Source organism: Mucilaginibacter sp. (assembly GCF_965277465.1).
Lineage (GTDB): Bacteria > Bacteroidota > Bacteroidia > Sphingobacteriales > Sphingobacteriaceae > Mucilaginibacter.
The window spans coordinates 1,859,231-1,883,861 of sequence record NZ_CBDICW010000002.1; the positions used below are offsets into that span (position 1 = coordinate 1,859,231).

General features: G+C 40.1%; 21 protein-coding genes. 10 read left to right on the forward strand and 11 right to left on the reverse strand.

Translation table 11 applies throughout. From position 1 onward, the window contains the following. Window positions 1-39 precede the first annotated feature (39 nt). Window positions 40-1,941: an OmpA family protein gene (locus ACQY4U_RS20430; protein WP_428331315.1), complete on the reverse strand. Its 1,902-nt coding sequence runs from the start codon at window positions 1,939-1,941 to the stop codon at window positions 40-42. Window positions 1,942-1,980: 39 nt separating this feature from the next. Continuing rightward, window positions 1,981-2,604 carry a 7-carboxy-7-deazaguanine synthase QueE gene (locus ACQY4U_RS20435; RefSeq protein WP_428331316.1) on the reverse strand — a complete coding sequence of 208 codons (624 nt, stop codon included), beginning with the start codon at window positions 2,602-2,604 and terminating at the stop codon, window positions 1,981-1,983. Between the two features lie 182 nt (window positions 2,605-2,786). Here ACQY4U_RS20435 and ACQY4U_RS20440 point away from each other — a divergent pair, with 182 nt between their 5' ends. From ACQY4U_RS20440 to ACQY4U_RS20450, 3 genes are read left to right on the forward strand one after another with little or no spacing between them, the layout of a single operon-like run. Further along, a complete protein-coding gene (locus ACQY4U_RS20440) occupies window positions 2,787-3,557 on the forward strand; it encodes a hypothetical protein (RefSeq protein WP_428331317.1) in 771 nt (256 codons plus the stop codon). 6 nt (window positions 3,558-3,563) lie between these two features. Next, complete coding sequence (locus ACQY4U_RS20445) at window positions 3,564-3,902, forward strand: Rieske (2Fe-2S) protein (RefSeq protein ID WP_428331318.1); 339 nt, start codon at window positions 3,564-3,566, stop codon at window positions 3,900-3,902. A gap of 2 nt (window positions 3,903-3,904) precedes the next feature. Next, entirely contained in the window at window positions 3,905-4,339 is a 435-nt protein-coding gene (locus tag ACQY4U_RS20450) for a hypothetical protein (protein ID WP_428331319.1), read from the forward strand. Between the two features lie 57 nt (window positions 4,340-4,396). On the opposite strand, the gene ACQY4U_RS20455 is transcribed toward ACQY4U_RS20450, so the two are convergent. From ACQY4U_RS20455 to ACQY4U_RS20480, 6 genes are all read right to left on the reverse strand, one after another. After that, window positions 4,397-5,278, reverse strand: a complete 882-nt coding sequence (locus tag ACQY4U_RS20455; RefSeq protein WP_428331320.1) for a bifunctional 5,10-methylenetetrahydrofolate dehydrogenase/5,10-methenyltetrahydrofolate cyclohydrolase — start codon at window positions 5,276-5,278, stop codon at window positions 4,397-4,399. Between the two features lie 82 nt (window positions 5,279-5,360). Continuing rightward, entirely contained in the window at window positions 5,361-7,148 is a 1,788-nt protein-coding gene (gene lepA / locus ACQY4U_RS20460; protein WP_428331321.1) for a translation elongation factor 4, read from the reverse strand. 104 nt (window positions 7,149-7,252) lie between these two features. Further along, the gene (locus ACQY4U_RS20465) at window positions 7,253-8,917 is read right to left on the reverse strand and encodes a hypothetical protein (protein ID WP_428331322.1); all 1,665 of its coding nucleotides are present in this window, start codon (window positions 8,915-8,917) and stop codon (window positions 7,253-7,255) included. A gap of 72 nt (window positions 8,918-8,989) precedes the next feature. Further along, window positions 8,990-10,819: an ABC transporter ATP-binding protein gene (locus ACQY4U_RS20470; protein WP_428331323.1), complete on the reverse strand. Its 1,830-nt coding sequence runs from the start codon at window positions 10,817-10,819 to the stop codon at window positions 8,990-8,992. Window positions 10,820-10,902: 83 nt separating this feature from the next. Next, on the reverse strand, window positions 10,903-11,421 hold the full coding sequence (locus ACQY4U_RS20475) for a hypothetical protein (RefSeq protein WP_428331324.1): 519 nt from the start codon (window positions 11,419-11,421) through the stop codon (window positions 10,903-10,905). Continuing rightward, the gene (locus tag ACQY4U_RS20480; RefSeq protein WP_428331325.1) at window positions 11,418-12,200 is read right to left on the reverse strand and encodes an SAM hydrolase/SAM-dependent halogenase family protein; all 783 of its coding nucleotides are present in this window, start codon (window positions 12,198-12,200) and stop codon (window positions 11,418-11,420) included. Before ACQY4U_RS20480 ends, ACQY4U_RS20475 begins: the two co-directional genes overlap by 4 nt. A gap of 99 nt (window positions 12,201-12,299) precedes the next feature. On the opposite strand from ACQY4U_RS20480, the gene ACQY4U_RS20485 reads away from it, so the two are divergent. The 4 genes from ACQY4U_RS20485 (at window position 12,300) to ACQY4U_RS20500 (ending at window position 15,661) form a co-directional block, all read left to right on the forward strand. Further along, window positions 12,300-13,259, forward strand: a complete 960-nt coding sequence (locus ACQY4U_RS20485; protein ID WP_428331326.1) for a PhoH family protein — start codon at window positions 12,300-12,302, stop codon at window positions 13,257-13,259. Window positions 13,260-13,348: 89 nt separating this feature from the next. Then, window positions 13,349-14,293 (forward strand): phosphoribosylaminoimidazolesuccinocarboxamide synthase, encoded by a 945-nt coding sequence (locus ACQY4U_RS20490; protein WP_428331327.1) that lies wholly within the window; start codon window positions 13,349-13,351, stop codon window positions 14,291-14,293. A gap of 51 nt (window positions 14,294-14,344) precedes the next feature. Next, on the forward strand, window positions 14,345-14,722 hold the full coding sequence (locus ACQY4U_RS20495) for an STAS domain-containing protein (RefSeq protein ID WP_428331328.1): 378 nt from the start codon (window positions 14,345-14,347) through the stop codon (window positions 14,720-14,722). Window positions 14,723-14,743: 21 nt separating this feature from the next. Then, window positions 14,744-15,661 (forward strand): ribonuclease Z, encoded by a 918-nt coding sequence (locus tag ACQY4U_RS20500; RefSeq protein WP_428331329.1) that lies wholly within the window; start codon window positions 14,744-14,746, stop codon window positions 15,659-15,661. Window positions 15,662-15,707: 46 nt separating this feature from the next. On the opposite strand, the gene ACQY4U_RS20505 is transcribed toward ACQY4U_RS20500, so the two are convergent. Further along, window positions 15,708-16,652 (reverse strand): MlaD family protein, encoded by a 945-nt coding sequence (locus ACQY4U_RS20505; protein WP_428331330.1) that lies wholly within the window; start codon window positions 16,650-16,652, stop codon window positions 15,708-15,710. Between the two features lie 94 nt (window positions 16,653-16,746). After that, the gene (locus ACQY4U_RS20510; protein WP_428331331.1) at window positions 16,747-17,640 is read right to left on the reverse strand and encodes an N-acetylmuramoyl-L-alanine amidase family protein; all 894 of its coding nucleotides are present in this window, start codon (window positions 17,638-17,640) and stop codon (window positions 16,747-16,749) included. Window positions 17,641-17,746: 106 nt separating this feature from the next. Here ACQY4U_RS20510 and ACQY4U_RS20515 point away from each other — a divergent pair, with 106 nt between their 5' ends. Genes ACQY4U_RS20515 through ACQY4U_RS20525 form a run of 3 tightly spaced genes read left to right on the forward strand, consistent with a single transcriptional unit; the run spans window position 17,747 to window position 23,322 of the window. Continuing rightward, window positions 17,747-20,413 carry a putative LPS assembly protein LptD gene (locus tag ACQY4U_RS20515; RefSeq protein WP_428331332.1) on the forward strand — a complete coding sequence of 889 codons (2,667 nt, stop codon included), beginning with the start codon at window positions 17,747-17,749 and terminating at the stop codon, window positions 20,411-20,413. A gap of 1 nt (window position 20,414) precedes the next feature. Next, complete coding sequence (locus ACQY4U_RS20520) at window positions 20,415-21,668, forward strand: competence/damage-inducible protein A (protein ID WP_428331333.1); 1,254 nt, start codon at window positions 20,415-20,417, stop codon at window positions 21,666-21,668. A 37-nt stretch (window positions 21,669-21,705) separates the two neighbouring features. Beyond that, window positions 21,706-23,322, forward strand: a complete 1,617-nt coding sequence (locus ACQY4U_RS20525) for a 2-oxo acid dehydrogenase subunit E2 (RefSeq protein ID WP_428331334.1) — start codon at window positions 21,706-21,708, stop codon at window positions 23,320-23,322. A 76-nt stretch (window positions 23,323-23,398) separates the two neighbouring features. Here the strand turns inward: ACQY4U_RS20525 and ACQY4U_RS20530 are convergent, their stop codons facing one another. After that, the gene (locus ACQY4U_RS20530; RefSeq protein WP_428331335.1) at window positions 23,399-24,577 is read right to left on the reverse strand and encodes a glycosyltransferase family 87 protein; all 1,179 of its coding nucleotides are present in this window, start codon (window positions 24,575-24,577) and stop codon (window positions 23,399-23,401) included. Window positions 24,578-24,631: the final 54 nt, after the last annotated feature.

Genomic DNA, 24,631 nt, shown 5'->3' on the forward strand with positions numbered 1-24,631 from the left:
TTTGATTTCAAGGGCTTTCCTTTTATGTATTAATATTGTTTACTTTGAAATAATTTTAAACTCTGTCCTGCGGTTCTTTTTCCGGTCTTCGTCTGTTGTATTAGGGCTAATGGGTTGTGTTTTTCCATATCCTTTATAAACTAACCTTGCGGCCTCAATTTTATTGGCAATAAGATATTGATATACGGCTTTAGCCCGGCTTTCTGAAAGCGTTTGATTTAGTTCGTCGTTACCCACATTATCAGTATGCCCCGATATTTCGATATGCAGGGTAGGGTTAGCGGTCATAAACTGCACCAATTGTTGCAGCTCGGCTAATGACTCATCTTTCAAATCAAACTTATTGGTATTAAAAAATATATTATTCAGGATCACCTTATTACCTACTTCTATGGGCTCCAGCAAAACAGTTATTTCAAACGGGTTTTTAGGTTCGTGCCCCACTAACGAAAAATTGGCCGAATAAAACAGGTAACCGCTTTTTGAAATATTCAAACCGTAGTTTTTACCAGAGGTTAGCGTAGCTAAAAAATCACCTTCCCTTGCATCGCTGTAATCCTGAAAAACAGGTTGATCTTTTTGCAGATCTATAATTTCGACGGCGGCCTCTAATGGCACCAACGTTTTAACATCCTTTACAATACCTTTTACATAGGTGACTAAATGCGGTCGCAAATTTGGTGGCAGCTCGAAGGTGTAAATATCAAATCCTCCGTAACCGTTTAAGTTGTTTGATGAGAAAAACGCATAACTACCATTAGCAGTTAACGAAAGGCCGTTTTCATCGCCATTTGAATTTATCGGGTAGCCTAAATTTTCAGGTTTTTGCCACTTACCATCTTTACTTAAACGACTTACGAATAAGTCTTTGCCACCTAAACCCGGCCATCCGTTTGAACAAAAATATAAAGTGCTGTCATCCGGATGAATAAAGGGCGACTGTTCATCATACATGGTATTGATGTTTGGTCCAAGGTTTTCGGGCTCGCCCCAGCCTTTCTCGGTAAGGGTTGATTTCCAAATGTCATAACCACCGTAGCCACCTTTACGGTTACTTACAAAATAAAGCGTACGGCCATCGGCACTGATGGATGGTTGCGATTCCCATCCCGAGGTATTTATTGGCGGGCTCAGGTCAAAAGGTTTACCCCAATCGTCTCCTCTTTTCTGCGCTATATAAATATCACAGCGACCAAGCCCATCAGGGCGGTTACAACCGGTAAAAAACAGGTATTTACCATTTTGCGATATGGACTCGGCACCCTCATTATATTGAGGGGTATTTATTTGATTGCTTAAATAAGTAGCTGTTTGCCACTTGCCATCTAACTTAAGGCTTTTATAAAAATCTTCGTTATTGTTTATTTTGCGTGTAAAAAGCAGCATGCTTTCATCAGCAGTGGCAACGGGCAGGTATTCATCATCGGCTGTGTTAATTTCGGGGCCCATGTTAATAGGCTTAAATGGCACCGGGTGTGCAATAGCCTGGATGCTAAAGGTACAGTCGGCTATCAGCTTTTGCGCATAGGCCATATTGGGCGCAGTAATGTTAGGATAAGTTATATACTTTTCTAAATGCTTTTCACCGGCGGCATATTGTGCTGTATTTACTTCCTCTTCGCCAATTTTAAGGTACACAGAGCGGTTAAAATCGGGGTTTAGTTCAATTACTTTTAGGTATTGATCTATAGCAGGCTTATAGTTACGCATTATACGGTAAACATCAGCTAACTGGGCATGTGCCTCAATAAAGTTTCCGTCAGATTCTATGGCTTTTTGAAGTAGCTGTATGGCATCATCAAACATGTGATCATCCAGACTTTGATTGGCCAGGGCAAAATTCTTAATGGCTTCTCTATCGGTGGTAGAGTATTGTTTTTGCTGGGCAAATGCAAAAACGGATAAAAATAATAACAGAACCGAGAAGAAAATAACTCTCATTGGTTTTGATACGTGATTTTGTATCCTAAGTTACATTTATTATGGAATATTAAGGTATTTATGTGTTTGCAATGATATTTCCCACTGCGGATTATTCATTACGTAATCAACAATCAAAGGGATCATTTCCTTTGATTTTGACCACTCTGGCTGTAAAAATAGCTTGCAGTTTGGCGATACCAGTTTTGCATTTTCCTCAGCAAAAATAAAATCAGATTTATTGAAGATGATCACCTTCAGCTCATCTGCATTGGCAGCAACAAGGTTCATAGGAGCCTTGAATTTTTTGGGTGATAGGCAAATCCAATCCCAGTTGCCTGATAGGGGGTAAGCTCCTGATGTTTCAATAAAAGTTTTAATCCCTTTTGTTTGAAGGCCGGCAGTTAAATAATCAAGGTTATAGATCAATGGCTCTCCACCGGTTACCACAACAGCTTTTGATGGATGTTTGGAGGCATTTTCAACTATCTGATCAGCAGTGGTAAGGGCGTGCAGTTCGGCATCCCAGCTTTCTTTAACATCGCACCAATGGCAACCTACGTCACAACCACCTAAACGAATAAAATAAGCAGCCTTTCCTGTATTAAATCCTTCGCCTTGTATCGTATAAAATTCTTCCATTAAAGGAAGCAGTGTGCCGTCGTCCGGAATCTGGTGTGCCATAATTAAAGTGCAAAAGTACGGTTTTAAGCCGAAAGCAAAAAGGCGAACAGTTAATGCTACATGACGAAGGTTAAATTGTGATATTACACAGACAGGTTTCATGCTTTTTATTCCGGTAAACACCTGATTATTTTATATTTGCTTTAATTTTTTTTTAGCTATCATTACCTTAAATTTTCAACATGAAAAAGATACGCCCCCTGTTTTTGTTTTTTGTGTTGCTCAGCTTATCTTCATGCGTTGATATTGAGGAGCATTACGATTTTAAACAGGATGGATCGTGCAATGTTGTTTACGGTTTTGATATGAGCAGTGCCGTGTCGGTACTGATGAATCTGATGACAGATTCTATTAAAGAAACGCCCCAGTTTTCATTAGTAAAAGATACCACTCTTAATTTTTATACAGCACTGCCGGATAGCACACAGCAAAAAATGACTTTGGATGAGGCCAATATGGCCCGGAGTAGCAACTTATCTATAAAGATGAATCTTAAAAAAAGCATCATGAAGGTAAGTGTTAACCATGTGGCCAAAAATGCTGCCGACCTTGAATACTACCTGAAACACATCTCAAAAATATCAATGAACAGCCAGATCCATTCTGTTACCAATACGGCTGATAATAAACAAGGTTTAGGCTTTGATGCGCAGCAATTAGTAGCCGGAGAGGACTATTACGTGTATGAAATAACCCCTCATAAGTTTTACAGGATTATTGACAAAGCAAAATTCAATGCGTTTTTAAAAAAAACACAGTCGGCTTTTACAATGGCCAAAGCCATGCTGATAGATATGCCTTACAAAGTGATATTGAATTTTGCACACCCTGTAAAAAAAGTAAATAACCCGAGGGCCATCGTATCGGCTGATAGAAAAAGAGTGACCCTTATTACCAATATGGATGATGTGATGAAAAACCCATCGCTCATGAACCTAAAGATTGACTTTTAGTATTATATGAGGTGGTATAAAATACCCGGTATCCAAAATACTGATCAGCCATTTATTAAAAAAGTTAAAGCCGGCAATAAAACTGTTTGTTTAATAGGGTATGAGGGTTCTTTTTATGCCCTGTCGGCAGTGTGCCCGCATGCCGGGGCCGATCTGAGTAATGGCTGGTGCAATAACCAAAAACTAATCTGCCCGTTCCACCGTTATTCTTATGATCTGCGTACCGGCAAAGGAAGTGGAGGACAAAACGATTATATTAGCAGCTTTCCTGTTAAGGTAAAGGATGATATAATTTATATAGGAATAAACACCTTTTGGGAGCGAATAAAACAAGCATTTAAATAGAGATGAACGCAAGAGCGATTGATTATGTGACTGAAGATTTTTACGAATCATTAAGCTTTCAGGATGGAGAAATGCCCGACCTGGAAACGGTAAGAACACTTTTTTATGGGGACGGACTACTTATTAATAACAGCTTTGGCAAGCCGGTTAAATATACGGCCGAATTGTTTGCCCAAACGCTGGAAACACAGGTAGCAGATGGTACCCTGTTACAATTTATGCAAAGAGAACTTTATTCAAAAACTGAAGTTTTTGGCAAGATAGCCCAGCGGATAAGCGTTTATGAGTATAGCCTGGCCGATCACGAAATTGAGAATTTACCCAAAGGGATCAATTACATACAATTTATATTGGTTGATGACAGCTGGCGCATAACCTCAATGGCCTGGAGTGATGAGAATGAAAACTACCAGATCCCCAAAGAATTTGTGAGCTAAACAAAAAGCCATGCCAGATAGATTTTGCAGGGCTTTTTGTTTATAAATATCTTTTATTTATTGATAAACTTCTTTATTGGCGGATGACAGGGTGTTTTTTAACAAGCCTATAATCGTCATTAAACCTACGCCTCCCGGTACAGGAGTTATCCATGAAGCTTTTGGCGCTACATTATCAAAATCTACATCACCATAAAGCTTAAAGCCTGATTTGGTAAGGGTACTGGTTTCGCGGTTCATTCCTACATCAATAACTACCACACCATCTTTTACCATATCGGCAGTGATAAAATTCTTTTTACCAATGGCTACGATCAATATATCAGCCTGAAGCGTAAAGTTTTTAATATCAGGTGTGCGGCTATGGCATATTGTAACTGTACAGTTACCCGGCGAGGTATTACGTGCCATTAAAATGCTCATCGGCGAACCTACTATATTACTGCGGCCAACAACCACACAATGCTTGCCTGCTGTTTCAATACCGTACTCTTTAAGCATCAGTGTGATGCCATAAGGGGTTGCAGGGATGAATGATGGCAGGTTACGTTGCATGCGCCCTAAGTTAACCGGGTGAAAACCATCCACGTCTTTGCGGTGATCAATTTTCTCTGTTACCTTTTCCGGATCGATGTGTTTAGGCAATGGAAGCTGCACAATGATACCGTCAATATCGGTATCAGCATTAAGCTCAGCTACCTTAGCTAATAATTCTGCTTCGGTAACATCACTTTCATACCTAACTAATGATGATTTAAAGCCTACAGCCTCGCAATTTTTAATTTTGCTGGCTACGTAAGTTTCGCTGCCACCATCATGCCCAACCAATACAGCAACCAAGTGCGGTTTACGCCCGGTATCTGCTAATATTTTAGCTGCGGCTATGGCTATTTCGCCCTTAAGTTTTTCTGATACGTATTTTCCGTCGAGTAATTTCATTTTATAGATTCAAGAGTTAAGCCTCAGGAGTCAAGATAAAAGTTCATTTAAATCTTGCTTGCGTGTGCTTGTTCTAATTTATTTAATCCAATTTTAAAACAGCCATAAATGCTGATTGTGGAATTTCCACATTACCTACCTGGCGCATACGTTTTTTACCTTTTTTCTGCTTTTCTAACAGCTTACGCTTACGTGATATATCACCACCATAACATTTAGCAGTAACATCCTTACGTAAGGCCTTCACCGTTTCGCGGGCTATGATCTTGGCACCTATTGATGCCTGGATAATAATTTCAAACTGCTGGCGTGGGATTAGTTCTTTTAACTTTTCGCAGATCTTTTTACCAAAATCGTATGAATTACCCCTGTAGATCAGTGATGACAAGGCATCAACCGGTTCAGCATTCAAACGAATATCCAAGCGTACCAGGTCAGACTGGCGGTAACCTATCTGGTGATAATCAAAAGAGGCGTACCCTTTCGATATGGTTTTTAATTTATCATAGAAGTCAAAAACGATCTCGCCCATTGGCAATTCAAATACCAGCTCAACCCTGTCGGATGTCAGGTAAGATTGATTAACAATCGAGCCTCTTTTTTGAATACAAAGCGACATTACCGGGCCAACATAATCAGATTTAGTGATGATGGTAGCCTTGATGTAAGGTTCCTCCACAAAATCTATACGACTTGGGTCGGGCAGGTCCGAAGGATTGTTAACCACAATCGGATCTCCCTTTGTGGTATGTGCTATGTAAGATACGTTGGGAACAGTATTAATTACTGTCATATCAAACTCGCGTTCCAAACGCTCCTGGATGATCTCCATGTGCAGCATTCCTAAAAACCCGCAACGGAAACCAAAACCTAAAGCCGCTGATGATTCCGGTTCAAAAACCAATGATGCATCATTTAACTGCAGTTTGGCCATTGATTCGCGCAGTTCTTCGTAATCCTCAGTATCAACCGGGTAGATACCCGCAAATACCATAGGTTTCACTTCTTCAAAACCTTGGATCCCGCCAGCACAAGGGCGGTCAATACGGGTTATGGTATCACCAACCTTTACTTCGCGTGCTTCTTTTATACCCGATATAATGTAACCAACATCGCCGGTTTTAATTACATCTTTAGGGAGTTGTTTTAATTTTAATGTACCAACTTCTTCAGCTATATACTGTTTTTCGGTAGCGAAAAACTTTACTTTATCACCTTTTCTTATTTCGCCGTTTACTACTTTAAAATAAGCAACGATCCCTCTGAACGAGTTGTATACCGAATCAAATATTAAAGCCTGTAAAGGTGCTTCCGGATCGCCGACAGGAGCAGGGACACGCTCAACAATAGCACGTAAAATATCATGCACACCCATACCTGTTTTACCTGATGCTGCTAATATATCTTCGCGTTTACATCCTATCAGTTCAACAATCTGGTCTTTCACTTCTTCGGGCATAGCACCCGGCAAATCCATTTTATTTAAAACCGGGATGATCTCTAAATCATTCTCAAGCGCCAGGTATAGATTAGATATAGTTTGTGCCTGGATACCTTGTGCCGCATCCACAATAAGCAATGCACCCTCGCAGGCAGCTATTGAACGCGAAACCTCGTACGAGAAATCCACATGCCCGGGGGTATCAATCAGGTTTAATATATATTTCTGCCCGTCAAGCACATAATCCATTTGTATGGCATGGCTTTTTATGGTAATGCCACGCTCACGCTCCAGATCCATATCATCAAGCAATTGTGCCTGCGATTCGCGCTGGGTAATGGTGTTGGTATATTCAAGTAACCTATCGGCAAGTGTACTTTTACCGTGGTCAATATGTGCTATGATACAAAAATTACGTATGTGTTCCATTGAAGCGCAAAAATAGCTTTTTAGGCTGATAATTTGGCATGCCGAATTATGTAATTCAGGTTTTAAACCTGCGGGACGAATTTTAAAGAATAAATGACCCGTAATTATTTTACACCCTCAACAAATAAAGGGGTTTCAGTTACTTCTATTTTAAGTTTACCATTGGTAGTATTTACGGTGCTTTTTTCCATAGCATCGGCACCAACCCTTAATTTATAAACATTGGCTTTTGCAGTTCCCAAATCAATAGTGTAACTGCCTGTTCTGCCTGTTTCATCAGGGATCATCAGGATATACATGGTTTTATTACCCAATTGATACTGATCAACCAACGGATCTTTATTAATGGTTTTTACATAATTATAATTACCCATTAACTTATTTACCTGCAAAATATAATCGTCAGCGGGGCGCCTTTTTACACCTTCGGCAAGGCCTGAAGTTGCATACTGGCTGGTGCCATTTGCATGATCGTCAAACAGCTGGTAAAAGAATAATCTTTTAATACCGAAACGAATATATAGGAGTGAAGAGCGTAAAATCCAGTTGGCTTGGTTCTCCAACACGGTTTTCTTCCCGATAGATTCAGCCTTTTGATAACTTTCCTGGTTAATATCATAACCAGTTTCAGTAAGCCAAACTTCAGGGTGCTGCGGCAAACTGTTTGCCAGGCTTACAAATGATTTGGCAATGCTGGCAGCATCTGATAGTTCGGGAGCTATGCCGGTTGTAGCTCTTTTATGTATCCTTACGTCGCCATTGTTTGAGTACAGGTGATAGTTTATAATATCGAAGCATAAATTAATACTGCCATCTTTTTTATAACCCCGGTTTTGCTTACACCAGTCAATCATTTTTTGAACATACCCGGCATCGGCTGATGCCAAACCGCCCATAACTACCTGCATGGCTGGATCTGCTGATTTTACGCCAACACCGGGGCCAAGTTTCCCCATATTGCCGTCATAAAATGCCGACATGTTAGCCGCATATTGCTCTGCGGATTGATGGGTTTCATCGCCACCCCACCACCTGTCGCGCTCATTGCCGCATTCAATATATTTGATGAGGCCCATGCCAATTTTAACCTCATTTGGGGTATCGTTATCCCAGCGTTTGCGGGTATCAACCTTAACCAAGGCCTTATTTATATTTTTATTGTATCCATACCTTGCCGTAAACTGAAATGCCGTACGCGCCTGATCGGCATACGAAGCCGGATCCTTCAGACTCAGGCCGTAAGGTGCAGGCGCATTATCATCATCGCGCGAGCTTGCAGGGTAGGTGTTCATCATCCACTCGGGTATGTTTTTAAGATCAGCAAGTACCAAAATATCATCCTGCTTACAACGCTCATAAATAAGGTCATAATCCCAGCCTCCGTTTATTGCGGGGTTAAAAGTGTAGTTGCCTTTAGCGTTCTCAATCCGGTTTATGTTAAGGTAGTGCCTTACTGCCGAAAAGGTCTTGATGAGGGCCATGTTATCCTCAAAAATGTGGTTACGGTCGTTAGGGCTAACCGGATTTTCTAAAAAGTTCCATTCATAACCGTTAATGCCAAACATATTTTTTAAAGGCACAGGTGTTCCCTTAGCTGCAATGTTTATTGCTGGTTGGTTAATGGAATTTATATGAGTGGTATCGGGTAAACCAGTTGAAATATTTTTAACAGCAATTTCATTGGCATCGGGCTTAGCGCCCGACCGGCAATTGGTGCTGAACAAAATAATGAAAGTGACAAAAAGGATAGGCTTGTAATGGAATGTCATATAATGCTTTAGTACTATAGGTAAACACCATTCTTATACGCAATTTTTATTCCATTGTTGTTTTAAATAATTTTATGAGCTAACATCAAACTGTAAACGGCTTAAATAACGGTAAAGTCCCTGCTCGTTGGCTACTAACTCCTGATGACTACCCGACTCAATGATATTACCTTTTTCAAGCACAATGATCTTATCAGCTTCGCGGATAGTTGAAAGCCTGTGGGCAATAATAATAGAGGTACGGTTCTTCATCAGCTCTTCCAGGGCTTCCTGAACCAAACGTTCTGATTCAGAATCTAAAGAGGAGGTAGCCTCATCCAATATCAGTATAGATGGATTTTTTAACAATGCACGTGCAATGGCAATACGCTGCCTTTGGCCACCTGATAATTTAACACCACGTTCGCCAACTATAGTATCATATCCTTCGGGGAACGACATGATGAACTGATCGGCATTGGCTCGTTGTGCTGCCTTTATGATCTCGTCTTTTGTTGCGCTTAATTTTCCGTAAGCTATATTCTCCAGTATCGATCCGCCAAAAAGCATCACATCCTGTGGTACTATAGCAACCTGGTTACGAATATCAGTTAATGAGTACTCACTGGCTGGTTTTCCATCAAATGATAAATTACCACTTTGAGGATGATAAAATTGCAATATCAAAGCTGCCATTGTTGATTTGCCCGAACCGCTTGGCCCCACAATAGCTACTTTTTGCCCGGCAGCGGCATCGAAAGAAATATCTTTTAACACCGTAATTTCTGGGCGGGATGGATAAGCGAATATGACGTTATTAAACGACAGGTTGCCTGTGATTTTTTGCTTAATGGTGTTGTCAATTTCATCAATTGATATTTCTTCGCCTTGTTCAGCTAATATTTCTAATACACGTTCGCTGGCACCAACGGCTTTTTGCACATTGGCATACAGATCAGGAAAGCTTCCCATTGCGCTGCCAACAAATACAGCATATAAGGCAAACTTAAACAGTTCGCCAACGGTAAGCTCATGCTGGCTGACCAGCAAACAGCCGTATCCTACTACCGCTACAATAGCACCAAACATGCAGAAAACTATAAAAGATACAAACATACCCCGGTATTTTGCACCGCTAATGGCTATACCGGCAACTTCCTGTATGTTTTTTTGATACCTGCTGGCCTCGAAAGATTCATTTACAAAAGCCTTTACATTAGCTATACCTTGCAGTGTTTCCTCCACTATGGTATTTGATTCGGCCAACTTATCCTGGGCCTGCCTGGATATTTTACGGATAAAACGCCCAAAAAATATGGCTACTACTACCAAAACCGGTAAAATTATCAATAAGGCAATGGCTAACTTTTTTGAGATCACCGCCATAAAAATGATACCGCCAACCAGTAAAACCAATTGCCTTATCATTTCGGCAATGGTGGTGGTTAAAGTATCCTGCACTTGTGAAAGATCGGCAGAGATGCGGCTGTTTAATTCCCCGACCCTTCGGTTCGAGAAAAAATTCATGGGCAGGGTGATCAGCTTAAAATATGTATCTCTCCTTATATCGGCCAGTGAACGCTCAGCAACCTGTACGAACCACAATATCCTGAAAAAGGAAACAAATGCCTGGGAGAACAAAACGATAAAGGCCAATAATAAAATGCCTTGTATGGTGGTGGGTAAAAATCCGTTATTATGTTTACCCAAGGCGGTATCAATCAAGGCACCTAAAAACGATGGGAATGCAAGACCTACTAAGCTTGATAAAAACAAGAACACTAAAGCGGCTATAAATTTACCCCTGTATGGTTTGATATAAGCTATTAACCTGCTTATATTATTGATGCTTTGCCTGTTTATTTTTGCCTTAGGGAGTTCTTTTTCTGCTGCGTTACCGCTATTAAGTCTTTGTCTTGCCATTTATTTTGAATGTATCCTGATATACAATGAAAGACGATTGATGCGCCTAAACATTTTACAGCAGAATTTAATAATCAGCAAAACTATGCTTTACGTTTGTTTTTTAGGGATAGGAGGATTAAAATTGACGCAAACATGAGTATCAGGACAATGATTAGTATATTCCTTGTTTTGCTTTGCTGCTGTTGTTCTTTTTCTGATTCGGTCTTTAACTTGTCTAACTCGTCGCGCAGTTTGTTAATGGTGTTCATGTAACCCAGCTTGGTATCCTCAATTTCCTGAGAGTGGCTTTGAACCTGCGTTTGCTGAAAGGTGCGGTACTCTAATAATATTTTTAGCTCTTTATAAATATTGTTATCGGTTTTAACAATATCCATTAAAATATCATTAGACCGGCGAATATCCTTTTTAGTTTGCAAACCAAATATGCCGGTATGCATACTTAAGCTTTGATCATACTGCCCAAACTTTTGCGACCGCTGTGCCAGCATGCCATTTATTTTTTTACGTTGTAACTGGTAAGCCAGCGAATCGCTGTTGCCCTGCCCGAAAGCGTTAACCGATAAAATACAAACGATTGCAAAAAGTATTATTTTTTTCATGCTTCTGTAAAGTCAATTATTACGCTATCACCTAAATTTAATCCTAACAAGCCGCTGGCGTTGCCCTTGTTAATGGCAATTTCCAAATGGTCACTTATACCAAACAGGCAAAGCTTTTCGCCTTCCGGCACTTCGTTATAATGCCAGCTTAAATGGTTAATGGTTTCGTTCCTTTTAAACGAGAGCATAAACCTGCGCCCTTGCTGAACGGTGTTAAAAAATTCCTTGGTTATATTGGTGATCACATTTTGAAACGAATCAATATAGATAACCACCCCCTTTATCAGGTTTTTTTCGATCACCGGCTGCAGGTTCATCTTTTTCTCAATATCATTTACCGGGATCCCTATTTCAGTAAGCGGGCCGCCTTTGGCTAAGTGACAAGCGGCCTTAACAAATATATCGGCAAGCGGAAAATGCAGAAATTTAAGGTCCTGCATAATGTTTATTTCTGCAATTTCATCAGGCTCGCTGTCAAACATCAACGAGAATATACCATTATCAGCCCCTACAAAATAGTGCCCCTTGTACTTAACTGCCAGATAACGAGTATCATTATTAAAAACAGTATCAATACCAATTAAGTGTACCGTAGCATCCGGAAAATAGTAAAAACTATTCTTTAAAATAAAGGCTGCCTGTTGTATATTGTATGCGGCAACACTGTTTGTTATATCAACAATATTAACCGTGGGTAATAATTTTAAAATACTTCCTTTTAGGGCAGCCTGATAAATATCTTTATCGCCCAAATCAGTAGTTAAAGTTATTATTGCCATTAATTTTATAAATATTTATCGCTAATCTTGTACAAGCATTAGCAGCTACAAATATTCAATTTTAATTCATAAAATTCTGCAACTAAAAATCAATTTGTATTGAACGAGCTTAAATTGTCAATCGAACAAGTCAACCCCGCAGTATTATGGGGACCTAATAATGATCATTTTGAGATCATTAAAAAACAATACCCCAAACTTAAAATAGTTGCCCGCGGCAGCGAAGTAAAGGTATTGGGCGACGATCATGAGCTGAATATTTTTCAGGAAAAATTTGCTCATTTATTACAGCACGTTGAAAAATTTGAAAATCTGAGCATAACGGACCTGGAAAGGATATTGGGTTCAAAAATATCCCATACACCTGCTGCCGATCCGGCGGCTGATAAATTTGCCAGCGGGGAGGTTATTGTGTTTGGGCCTAATGGGGTTATGGTTAAGGCGCGTACAGCCAACCAGCGCCGTATGGTTGATGGTATTGATAAAAGCGATATTCTTTTTGCCATTGGCCCTGCGGGTACCGGTAAAACCTACACAGCTGTTGCTTTAGCGGTAAGGGCATTGAAAAACAAGGATATTAAAAGGATAATACTAACCCGCCCGGCTGTTGAGGCAGGGGAGAACCTCGGTTTTTTACCCGGCGATCTGAAAGAAAAAATAGATCCTTATCTGCGCCCTTTATACGATGCTTTGGATGATATGATCCCGGCAGAGAAGCTTAAGCTTTACCTGGAGAACCGTACCATTGAAATTGCACCACTGGCATTTATGCGCGGCCGTACACTGGATAATTGTTTTGTTATTTTAGATGAGGCACAGAATGCTACCGATATGCAGTTAAAGATGTTTTTAACGCGTATGGGCCCATCTGCAAAGTTTATTGTAACAGGTGATGTTACCCAGATAGATTTGCCTAAAAAGCAGCAATCCGGTTTGCATACGGCTTTAAGGATACTTACGGATATAAAAGGTATTGAGATAGTTTACCTAAGCGGCGAAGATGTGGTAAGACACAAATTGGTAAGGAAAATATTAGAAGCTTACGGCGATATACAATAATTTAGAAATAAAGAGCAGGAGCGGTAGCAAAGATATTTTGATATTTTATCTTTGCTACCGATTTATACTTCCCGACTCTTAGTAATAACATGAACGCAATAAAAGAAACGCATTTTAATTTCCCGGGCCAAACCAGCTTTTATAAAGGTAAGGTTCGTGATGTTTATACCATTGATAATAAATACCTGGTAATGGTTGTATCAGACCGTATATCAGCTTTCGACGTAGTTTTACCCGAGGCTATTCCATATAAAGGACAGGTGTTAAACCAGATAGCTGCTAAGTTTTTGCAGGCTACTGCCGATATTGTTCCAAACTGGGTGGTGAGTGTGCCTGATCCAAGTGTTACCATCGGGCGTATTTGTGATCCGTTTAAAGTAGAAATGGTGATCCGCGGATACCTTGCCGGCCATGCCTGGCGCGAATACAGTGCAGGCAGAAGAGAGGTTTGCGGTGTAAGCCTGCCGGAGGGATTAAAAGAAAACGATAAGTTACCAGCCCCCATTATAACACCTACCACCAAAGCGTCGGTAGGGCATGATGAGGATATATCAAAAGAACAGATATTGGAGCGCGGAATAGTTTCGGCCACAGATTATGAGCAACTTGAAAAATACACGCAAGCCTTATATAAACGCGGTACGGAGATTGCTGAAAAACAAGGATTGATATTGGTTGATACCAAGTATGAATTTGGTAAGGCTGATGGTACCATTTACCTGATTGACGAGATCCATACACCCGATTCATCAAGGTATTTTTACAGCGAAGGTTATGCAGACCGCCAGGCCAATGGCGAGCCTCAAAAACAGCTTTCGAAAGAGTTTGTAAGAAAATGGTTGATTGAAAATGGTTTCCAGGGAAAGGATGGACAGGTAGTGCCTGAAATGACCCCTGAGATTGTTTTATCCATTTCAGAAAGGTATATTGAACTGTTTGAACAGATAACCGGCGAAGGTTTTGTGAAGCCAGGAAATGAAAGTGTACTGCAAAGGGTTGAAAAAGCCATAAATAATGAACTTAGTGCCTTGTAATTTTTTATTTAAAGACAAATAATTATATCTTAGCTTCTTAATTAGTACAAAATGAAATTTACTGTTGATAAACACGAAAAATATATTCTGTTAAAGCTGAATGAATCAAAGCTAAACTCTTTGATTACACCGCAGCTTAAATCTGAACTTATTCTGATCAACACAGAAGGACAGAGAAATATTATTTTCGATCTTTCACAAGTAAAGTTTGCCGACTCATCAGGCTTAAGCAGCTTATTGGTTGGTCATCGTTTATGTAAAAATGCTTCGGGCACTTTTATACTAACCGGTTTAAACGAACCAGTTGCCCGACTGATCACTATATCACAGCTTGACAGCGTTCTTTCAATTGTACAAACACCAGAAGAAGCTATTGACCTTGTTTTTATGGAAGAAATTGAAAAAGAATTAAGAAAAGAAGCAAAATAATTAACAGATCGTTCTCCAAGTATGAAATTTGAAGTTACAATACTTGGCAGCAGTTCTGCGACCCCCATTTTTAATAGAAATCCTACAGCACAGGCGCTCAATATAAATGACCGCCTGTTTTTGGTTGATTGTGGCGAAGGTACCCAGCAGCAAATGCTGCGGTTTGATGTTAAAGCCAGCCGTATCGACCATATCTTTATCAGCCATCTTCATGGTGATCATTATCTCGGGCTTGTGGGTTTAATCTCATCAATGCATTTAAACGGCCGGATAAAGCCTTTAACTATTTACGGGCCGCCGCCGCTAAAAGAGATCATTGAAATGCAGCTTAAGTTTTCAGAAACTACGCTGCAATACCCGCTTTTATTTAAATTCACTGATCCTACAAAGGCAGAACTTATTCTGGATAATCAGGATGTGGCTGTTGAAACTATACCCCTTGATCACAGGATTGCCTGCACCGGCTTTTTATTTAAAGAAAAGAAAAGACTACGGAAATTACTGAAAGATAAGTTGGAGGCTTTAAATGTGCCGGTGGAATTTTTCTCAGCCCTTAAAAAAGGATTGAATTATGTGGCACCTGATGGTACCGTTTATAAAAATGATACGCTAACCACAGATTCGAGCGAGCCCAAAACATATGCTTATTGTTCAGATACCATGTACAACGAAGCCTACTTTAAGCAGATAAGTAATGTTACCTTGTTATACCACGAAGCTACCTTTTTAAATAATATGCTGGATAGGGCCAATGAAACCCACCATACTACAGCATTACAGGCCGGGGAGATAGCCCTGCTAACTCATGCAAAAAGACTGTTAATAGGCCATTTTTCGGCCAGGTATAAAACGCTGAATGAACTGCTGGATGAAGCAAGGAGCGTTTTTCCGGAAACAGAATTAGCTATTGAAGGGAAAACCTTTATGGTAGGTAGTTAATACTGGCGCACAAAAAAAAAGTTCTTATACGCCAGTATTAAAAATATTAGTCTTTCTTGCCGCCGAAAACAGAGAAGCTTACATAGCGTTTTGGATGAGCCTTAAGGTCAATAAACAAATTGTTCATATTAGCCGAAGCATCCCTTAAATTATTATACATCTTATCATCACTGAGCAATAAGCCCAATGATCCTTTGCTCGAATTGATCTTGCTGATAGTTTCCTGCAGGTCGGCCATTGCCTTGTTAGCATTATCCAGCGTTTGCTTAATATTTGAACTGGCTATGTCATTACTTACCTTTTCAAAATTGGTGGTTATGCCTGTTAGGTGCTGTGTGCTTGATTTTAGGTTTGATGATACTACTTCAGCATTTGATAATATGCCATCAATGTGAACTGTCTGATTGCCTACCAATGCATCAATCTTTTTGGTTGTACCTTCTAAAGTCTGTAAAGAATTAGCAATGCTGGCAAAGCTTTTATCTACATTTTTTTGAAAATTAGGGTTCAATATTTTATTTACAGCGGCTAATGACGAATCTAATTTCGAGATCAGGTTCTCGGCTTTAGCCTGTATTGGTTGCAAGCTTTCTGCCAAACTACCTTGTATATCTGCGCGCAAGGTATCGTTATCATCGGCATAGGTATTGCTGTTTCCATATTCAAATACAATTGCTTTGCTGCCCAATAGATCGGTACTTACCAGTTTGGCCAGTGTATTTGAGGGTACATTATACTGACGGTCAACCTTAAATTCAACAATGGTATGCCCGTTTGATAATAATTTCATTTTTGAAACCCTGCCGATAGGGAAACCATTAACCAATATGGGTTTTGAAACTGAAAGCCCGTCAACGCTTTTATAAACTGCGTAAAACTTATTAGAGCCAGAAAAAATGTCATTACCCTTCAAAAAGCTGTAGCCTAATATAAGTACCGTAATGGTGATGGCCGTTAATGCACCTATTTTAGTTTCGTTTGATATTTTCATAGATATGTATGTTGTTGACAGGAGTTTAAAGATTTACAAGCGTTACTTATTAATTACCCGCTTATTTAATCTCTCAACTCACTGATCCTTTAACTTATTGTGATACTTGTTCAACTTCAGCCTTGTAACTGCCTAAGGCCCTTACAATACTTGCAACTATTTGATTTTGTCCGTCTTCGGAGTTTAAAAAATCTTCCTCTTCGTGGTTATTTATAAACCCTGTTTCAACTAAAACAGCGGGCATTGCGCTGTGGCACAATACCAATACACCTTGTTCTTTAACACCGTCACTATGCCTGCCATCGACTTCGGTAAACTCTGTGTTTAGCAAATTGGCAAAATGGATGCTTTGTTTACGGTATTTAGCTTTAAAGGCATTGATTGTTATAATAGAGGCCGGGTCATCCAAAACATTTGACTGTTCGGTATTATCCTTCTCTTCAAATAAGTTTTCCCTTAAGGCTTCCTGTTCTTCTTCAGACCTGTGAAAACCATAAACTAAAAACAAAACACCCTTACCTGAACGATCAGGAACGGAAACTGTTTTATAAATCGCTTTTCCTTTTCTATGCCCTACAACTTCCCGGCGATGTGTGTCAGAAAGGGAGTTACAATGTATGGATATAAACAGGTCGCCTTTGTTTGCATTCGCAATTTCTGAGCGTGCTTTTAAGCCTACATCCGCCTCTGTGGTGCGGGTCATAACTACTTTAACATCCGGAACATCTTTTTCTATTGCCTTCTGTAATTTAAGTGCTATTTGCAGCGTTACATTACTTTCTGTAGAATATGAGCCTGATGCACCGGAATGACTGCCATTTGGACGAGTACCATGGCCTGCATCAATAACAACAGTTTTAAGTTTATACCCATTGGTAACAACCGTATCATGCTGTACAGAAGAAGCTATTGCAAACGAAAAAAAAGGTAAAGATGCCAGTATTATCGATAAACCGTAAATCAATCTTTTCAATGCCCTATTTTTCATTATTTTTGAACGCTGTTAACTATATCTGCAAAAATACTATTCATAATCAATTTTGAAATTTATAAGCCTTTTTTTTCTTCTTGCAATAATTTTAATGGCACATGTGATGGCTGCATCACCTGTAAGTACTGCTTATAACTTTAATAATAAAGCAGATACAACTTTAAAACGAGATACTACAAAGAACCGTAAAGCACCTAAAGGTAAAAAATCTGCGGCAACATCGGGCACAAAAAGTACAGTAGCTAAAAATGATACCTCAAAAAAGAACGCAAACGGCCTTAATTCGCAGGTAACTTCACACGCAGAAGACTCAACCCATACCGATATAGTGCATGATGTAGTATATTTATACGGCAGAGCACGTGTTACTTATGAAGATTTTGAATTGGATGCCGATTATATCCGGCTCGACAAAAAAAATCATGTTTTATTTGCCAGTGGCGGTACCGACCCGATAACTCACCGTTATGTTGGCCGCCCTATATCTAAACAGGGAAAAGAAAAGCCCATCGAGTCTGACTCTTTGTTATTTGATTATAAAACAAAAAAAGGCAGGCTCTGGAACCCTGCCTCAGACCAGGACGGTAGCTATATATCAGGCGGAGAAGCAAAAAAGCTTAATGAAACAGAGGTTGCCTATCATAACGTTATTTTTAGCACCTGCGATCTGCCTTATCCCGATACCCACTTTGGTATTGTGATCACCAAAGGTATCGCAGAAAAAAACAGGATCATTTCGGGCCCGGCGTACCTGGAAATTGAAGGCATACCGCTTCCTTTAGCTATCCCTTTCGGCTTTTTTCCAAAGCCTGATCAAAGAGCATCGGGTGTAATTATTCCTACTTTTGGCGAGGATCAAAAATTAGGGTTTTATTTAAGAAACTTTGGTTACTATATAGGTATCAGTGATTACATAGATCTGACTACTACGGGTACTGTTTACTCCAAAGGATCGTACGAGTTAAGCACTACGGCGCATTATTTAAAGCGTTATAAATATGGCGGTACATTTACCCTGAGCTATGGCTCGCATAATTACGGCTTAGAGGGAGATCCGGCACAAAAGGATTTTAATGTTACCTGGTCGCACTCGCAGGATCCCAATGCCAATCCTGGCAGTACGTTCAGTGCGTCGGTAAATGCTGGTACATCAACTTATTACCGTAACAACCCTGCGCAATCAAACTATAATATATCATCGCTTACACAAAACAATCTGCGCTCAACTATTAACTATAGTAAAACATGGGCCGGTACACCGTTTAACTTAAGCGTTGGCTTATCACACAGCCAAGATTTAACCAATAAAACTGTTACCCTGCAATTGCCTACGCTTAGCTTTACTATGGCATCACTTAGTCCCTTTGATACCAAGGATAGGGTAGGCGACCAAAAATGGTATCAAAAAATAACCATCAGCTATAATTTGCAGGCTACAAACGAGGTAGATAACGTTCCGGAAGCCCAACTTTTTAAAGGTTCAACCTTGGCTAAAAAACTGCAAAGCCGTGCAACACACCAAATACCTGTTGGTTTAAGCTTAAACCTGTTTAAGAACTTCCAGTTCAATACCAATATTAACTATACCGAGCACTGGTATTTACAAACCATCAGAAAAAATTATGCGCGGGGAAGTATCTCCGGGCAGGATTCATTGGTAATTGATACCGTTAGTGGTTTCAGGCGTGCGGGTTCTTATAATTTTAGTGCGGGATTATCAACAAAGCTTTATAGCACCATCAACTTTAAAAAAGGGAATATTGAGGCGATAAGGCACGTAATGACGCCAACCATCAGTTTTAACTATAACCCTGATTTTTCGGCCTTAAGCTATGGCTATTATAAAACAGTAGCCAGCAATGCAACCATCCCTTATCCTTATAACAGTACAACATATTCTATTTTCGAGGATGGCTTTCCATCTGCAGGTAAACAGGCGGGGATAGGTTTCAACCTTGATAATACCATCGAGATGAAGCTAAAGCCAAAAACGACAGATACTTCGGGTAAGGCGCGCAAAGTATCTATTTTGGATGGTCTGTCCTTTTCAACCTTCTATAATTTTGCACAGGATTCATTAAGGCTTTCGCCGATCGCATTTTCGGCACATACCGCCATCCTGAACCAAAAGGTTAACTTAAGTTTTTTCGGATCATTTAACCCTTATGAAACACTGGTGCTGGATTCTATCTCGAACGGTGCCATTCTGAAATACACCCGTGAAATAAACCGTTATACGTTTCAGGATGGTAAATTACCGAAACTGACGTCAATCAGTTTCTCCATGAGCGGAAGCTTAAACTCCACCTCGTTTAAACCGCATGCCCCGGTAATGCCAGGTAGTGCTTTATCAACCATAAACCCTGTACAGGCACAAAAGCTGGCGTTTATTAACAGCGATCCAAGTGCTTATGTAGATTTTAACGTGCCATGGAATCTTTCGTTCAATTATAGCTTTAGCTACAATAATAATATTATTAACACCAGCAGCACAAACACCATTATGCTTAGCGGGGATGTTAACATTACCAATAAGTGGAAGATACAGTACAATACCAACTACGATATAAAGGCAGGAAGGCTGGCAGTGAGTTCATTTGGTATATACCGAGATCTGCACTGCTGGGATCTGAACGTGCAATGGGTGCCATTCGGGCTTTATAAATCATACAATATTACCTTAAAGGTTAAGGCCGCTATTTTACAGGATTTAAAACTGAGTAAAAGAAGCGATTACACCAGCGGCCAATACTATAATAACAGTTACTAATATGCTTGCAGAAATAATTACCATTGGCGACGAAATACTTATAGGGCAGATTGTTGATACCAACTCGGCATGGATGGCGGCTGAGCTTAATAATATTGGTGTCCGCATCAAACAGATCTCATCCGTGTCTGACGATAAAAAACATATATTAACAGCACTTGCAGAAGCAAGCAAGCGTGCCGATATTATTTTAATAACCGGCGGCCTTGGCCCCACAAAGGATGATATTACCAAAAAGACCATAGCCGAATACTTTGGTGTGGGCATGGTTGAAAGTAAAGAAGCACTGGATAATGTGATTCAGATATTTTCGCGCTACAACAGGCCCATGCTTGATGTTAACCGCCTGCAGGCACAAATACCCGCCAATTGCGAAGTTATACTGAACAAGAACGGTACTGCACCCGGTATGTGGTTTAATGAAAAAGGCAAAATATATGTTTCGATGCCGGGCGTACCGCACGAGATGATGTATATGATGGAAGATGCAGTGATACCCAAACTAAAATCGACCTTTACGCTGCCGGTTATCATTCATAAAACCATATTAACTGTGGGTGAGGGTGAATCGTTTTTAGCAGAAAGAATTGCTGATATTGAAGATTCATTACCTCCGTTTATTAAATTAGCTTACTTGCCAAAGTTGGGCTCGGTGAGATTAAGACTAAGTGGCTATGGCGAAGATGAAGCCATTGTAAAAGCCGGGATCAATGAATTTGCTGCCAAAATAGTTGAACGGGTTAAAAACGTAGTTGCAGCCGAAGAGGATATACCTATTGAAAAAGCCATATTGAACTATATGGAGCAAAAAGGCCTTACACTATCGGTTGCTGAAAGCTGTACAGGTGGCTACATTTCTCATTTAATTACGCAGCATGCAGGCTCATCAAAAGTGTTTTTTGGTGGTGCGGTATCTTATTCGTACGAGTTAAAGGAGCATATTTTGGGTGTAAAAAGCCAGACACTTGAAAAATTTGGAGCAGTAAGTGAAGAAACTGCCAATGAAATGGTAACAGGTGCCCTGAAAAATTTCAAATCAGATTTTGCACTTGCGGTAACAGGTATTGCCGGCCCTGATGGGGGCACTCCGGATAAACCCGTTGGTACTGTGTGGATTGCCGTAGCATCTGCCAACAAAACAGTAGTAAAGAAATTAACATTCGGTAATAAACGCAAGCAAAACATCGAAAGGAGCGCAATTTCGGCTTTAAATATGTTGAATACTTTACTCCGCGAAAGTGAGAAATTACAATAAAATCAGGTAATTTTGGCCTTATATCTATATAGTGTCTATGGCTAAATATAAACTGTTACTGCCAAAAATGGGTGAAAGTGTTGCTGAAGCAACAGTGATCAAATGGAACAAAAATCCGGGCGATCATATTGAAGCCGACGAAACAGTAATGGAAATTGCTACCGATAAAGTTGATTCCGATGTTCCGTCGCCCGTATCGGGCAAGTTGCTTGAGCAACTATACAAAGATAATGATGTAGTACAGGTGGGTGCAGTTATTGCGATAATTGAAACCAACGAACCTGAAGAAGTTAAAGAGCAGCCTGTAGCCGCTCCGGTACATCAGCCAGCTCCTGAAGCACCTGTAGCAACACCAAAACCAGTAGAAGAAGTAAAAGCACCTTTACAGGAGGCTGCTGCTGTTGCGCCGGTTGCTACACCTGAACCTGTTGAGCAAATGAAAACCCCGGAAGAATACAAAGCACCGGTATTTGCTGAGCAACGTAATGAAATTACAGAGGTTCCTTTTACTGAACAATTAGAACAAAAAGCCGACGAAAAAGCTGATGATGCCTCAAAAGGTTCATTACGCTTTTATTCGCCATTGGTTAAAAACATAGCAACGCAGGAAGGTATCAGCAATGCTGAGCTTGATCAGATCCCGGGAACTGGTGCCGAAGGGCGCTTAACCAAGGACGATCTTTTAAACTACGTTCAAAACAGGTACAAAGCAGGTACACCTGCTCCAAAAGCAGCTGAACCAGCTATTGAAAGTTTACCTGAGCCTGTTGCTGCAATACCTGCACCACAACCAGCAGCCGAAGTTAAAGCTCCTGAGCCAGTTGCTGCTGCCCCAAAAACCGCACCGGTTGTTGAAGCAACGAAATCAGAACCAGTTGCTCCGGCTCCGCAGCCCGAAGCAGTAAAACCTGCGCCTGTTGAAAGCAAAGCAATATCCTTATCAGGCGGTGATGAAATTATTGAGATGGACAGGATGCGCCGCTTAATTGCCGATCACATGGTAATGAGCAAGCATACATCGCCACATGTAACATCATTTGTTGAGGCCGATGTTACTAACCTTGTTTTATGGCGCGAGCGTATTAAAGCCAGCTTTGAAAAAAGAGAAGGAGAGAAGATAACCTTTACACCAATATTTATTGAAGCGGTTGTAAGAGCAATAAAAGATCTGCCGATGATCAATGTACAGGTAAACGGTACACAGATCATTAAAAAGAAAGATATAAATATCAGTATGGCTACTGCCTTACCAAGCGGTAACCTGATTGTGCCGGTAATTAAAAAGGCTGATGAACTGAACCTGATAGGGCTTACCAAAGCTGTTAACGACCTGGCAAGCCGTGCCCGTAATAACAAGCTAAAACCGGATGACGTGCAGGGCGGTACCTTCACCATTACCAATGTTGGCACGTTTGGTAATGTTATGGGTACACCAATAATTAACCAACCTCAAGTAGCAATATTAGCTGTGGGTGCCATTAAAAAGAAACCGGCTGTAATTGAAACGCTTCAAGGTGATATGATCGGCATCCGCCACATGATGTTCTTATCCTTATCTTACGATCACCGTGTGGTTGATGGTGCCTTAGGAGGATCGTTTGTTAGGCGTGTAGCTGACTACCTGGAGAACTGGGAAACAGACAGGGATATTTAAAAATTTCCAAATAAAAAAGAAAAAGCCTCATTAGTATTAATGAGGCTTTTTTTTACCCGGCAATGTTAATAATTTATTATGCTGAAATTTCTTTATTAACTGCTAAATCCCGGTCAAAATTACGGGTACAAATCTCATACGTGATTTTTAACCATATTAAAAAGCAGGGAAGTGCCTTTAACTTATAAGGCACTACCAGGTGGAATTTTATATACTGGGGAAACAAATCAGATGGTGACATGATGGTGAACAGGAAAGCGAAAATAAATAGTGAAACTTCAAGCGTTGTGAATGGCCTGTTAAGGTTCATATACCAAATGGCCAGACCAGCTACCGCAATGATATAGGTAGGCGATTCGGACGAGCTGCTGAAAATTATAACAAAGATGAGTGTTGATGCCAGCAACAATAACTGGTAAGGTAAAACCTCATAATATTTTATCCTCAAATACCATAAGCCAAATAGTAATAAACCTGGTACTAACACCACTATGTTTGAAAGTTGGTGGTAATTAAAAATATTGCGGATCATGCCCATTACAGAAACATCCTGTAGGGTAAAGCCCATGTTACTTAGATTTTTGGCAACCAGGTCGCCATACCAATCGTGATAAGTTTGAATAATGTATGCTGGCGACGAAATAAACATCGGCAGTACAAACAGTATAACTGACCAAAATACAAGCCCTAAAATAAACTTCAGTTTATCTTTTGATAAGAAAAAGAAAGCCAGACCAACTATACCATAAAGCTTTATAAAGGTACCGATGATGATCATCAGGGCAGCCCAAAAATCCTTTTTATCCCTGATAAATACAAAACTTAATATAATCAAGCCGCCAATTAAAGGGTTGATCTCCACGTTTGAGGCCGAGGTCATCAGTTCATGTGCACATACCAGCAGAATAATGGTTTTATGCGTATCTTTTATTGGTAAAAGCTGTACCGCCTTAAATAAAACCAAGGCGTTAAACATTACCCAAAGTATTACACCCAATCCATCTGGCAGTAGGGCAAAAGGGGCCATTAAGATGGCAAAAGCCGGGCCGTAATGATTCAGGTCGGTAAAGTGTTCAGGCTGTGGGCCAAATACCGTATGCTGATGAATAACGTTGATAAAGTTATACTTATAAACAAAGTAGTTGTTATGGATATGGCTTAAAATAACACTCTTGGCAACGGCAAAAAAACTCAATCCAAAATACAAAGTATATACCAGGGGTTTGTTAATTAACAGTTTAGCAAGTTTTGACATCAGCCGTTTTTTATTAGGTTAGCGCAAATATAGCAAACCACTATACTAAGGCAA

What these genes read in the sequence shown, in the direction of transcription:
- ACQY4U_RS20430 (WP_428331315.1), bottom strand. Translation starts at nt 1,941, where the DNA reads ATGAGAGTTATTTTCTTCTCGGTTCTGTTATTATTTTTATCCGTTTTT.
- ACQY4U_RS20435 (WP_428331316.1), bottom strand. Translation starts at nt 2,604, where the DNA reads ATGGCACACCAGATTCCGGACGACGGCACACTGCTTCCTTTAATGGAA.
- ACQY4U_RS20440 (WP_428331317.1), top strand. Translation starts at nt 2,787, where the DNA reads ATGAAAAAGATACGCCCCCTGTTTTTGTTTTTTGTGTTGCTCAGCTTA.
- ACQY4U_RS20445 (WP_428331318.1), top strand. Translation starts at nt 3,564, where the DNA reads ATGAGGTGGTATAAAATACCCGGTATCCAAAATACTGATCAGCCATTT.
- ACQY4U_RS20450 (WP_428331319.1), top strand. Translation starts at nt 3,905, where the DNA reads ATGAACGCAAGAGCGATTGATTATGTGACTGAAGATTTTTACGAATCA.
- ACQY4U_RS20455 (WP_428331320.1), bottom strand. Translation starts at nt 5,278, where the DNA reads ATGAAATTACTCGACGGAAAATACGTATCAGAAAAACTTAAGGGCGAA.
- lepA (WP_428331321.1), bottom strand. Translation starts at nt 7,148, where the DNA reads ATGGAACACATACGTAATTTTTGTATCATAGCACATATTGACCACGGT.
- ACQY4U_RS20465 (WP_428331322.1), bottom strand. Translation starts at nt 8,917, where the DNA reads ATGACATTCCATTACAAGCCTATCCTTTTTGTCACTTTCATTATTTTG.
- ACQY4U_RS20470 (WP_428331323.1), bottom strand. Translation starts at nt 10,819, where the DNA reads ATGGCAAGACAAAGACTTAATAGCGGTAACGCAGCAGAAAAAGAACTC.
- ACQY4U_RS20475 (WP_428331324.1), bottom strand. Translation starts at nt 11,421, where the DNA reads ATGAAAAAAATAATACTTTTTGCAATCGTTTGTATTTTATCGGTTAAC.
- ACQY4U_RS20480 (WP_428331325.1), bottom strand. Translation starts at nt 12,200, where the DNA reads ATGGCAATAATAACTTTAACTACTGATTTGGGCGATAAAGATATTTAT.
- ACQY4U_RS20490 (WP_428331327.1), top strand. Translation starts at nt 13,349, where the DNA reads ATGAACGCAATAAAAGAAACGCATTTTAATTTCCCGGGCCAAACCAGC.
- ACQY4U_RS20495 (WP_428331328.1), top strand. Translation starts at nt 14,345, where the DNA reads ATGAAATTTACTGTTGATAAACACGAAAAATATATTCTGTTAAAGCTG.
- ACQY4U_RS20500 (WP_428331329.1), top strand. Translation starts at nt 14,744, where the DNA reads ATGAAATTTGAAGTTACAATACTTGGCAGCAGTTCTGCGACCCCCATT.
- ACQY4U_RS20505 (WP_428331330.1), bottom strand. Translation starts at nt 16,652, where the DNA reads ATGAAAATATCAAACGAAACTAAAATAGGTGCATTAACGGCCATCACC.
- ACQY4U_RS20510 (WP_428331331.1), bottom strand. Translation starts at nt 17,640, where the DNA reads ATGAAAAATAGGGCATTGAAAAGATTGATTTACGGTTTATCGATAATA.
- ACQY4U_RS20515 (WP_428331332.1), top strand. Translation starts at nt 17,747, where the DNA reads ATGGCTGCATCACCTGTAAGTACTGCTTATAACTTTAATAATAAAGCA.
- ACQY4U_RS20520 (WP_428331333.1), top strand. Translation starts at nt 20,415, where the DNA reads ATGCTTGCAGAAATAATTACCATTGGCGACGAAATACTTATAGGGCAG.
- ACQY4U_RS20525 (WP_428331334.1), top strand. Translation starts at nt 21,706, where the DNA reads ATGGCTAAATATAAACTGTTACTGCCAAAAATGGGTGAAAGTGTTGCT.
- ACQY4U_RS20530 (WP_428331335.1), bottom strand. Translation starts at nt 24,577, where the DNA reads ATGTCAAAACTTGCTAAACTGTTAATTAACAAACCCCTGGTATATACT.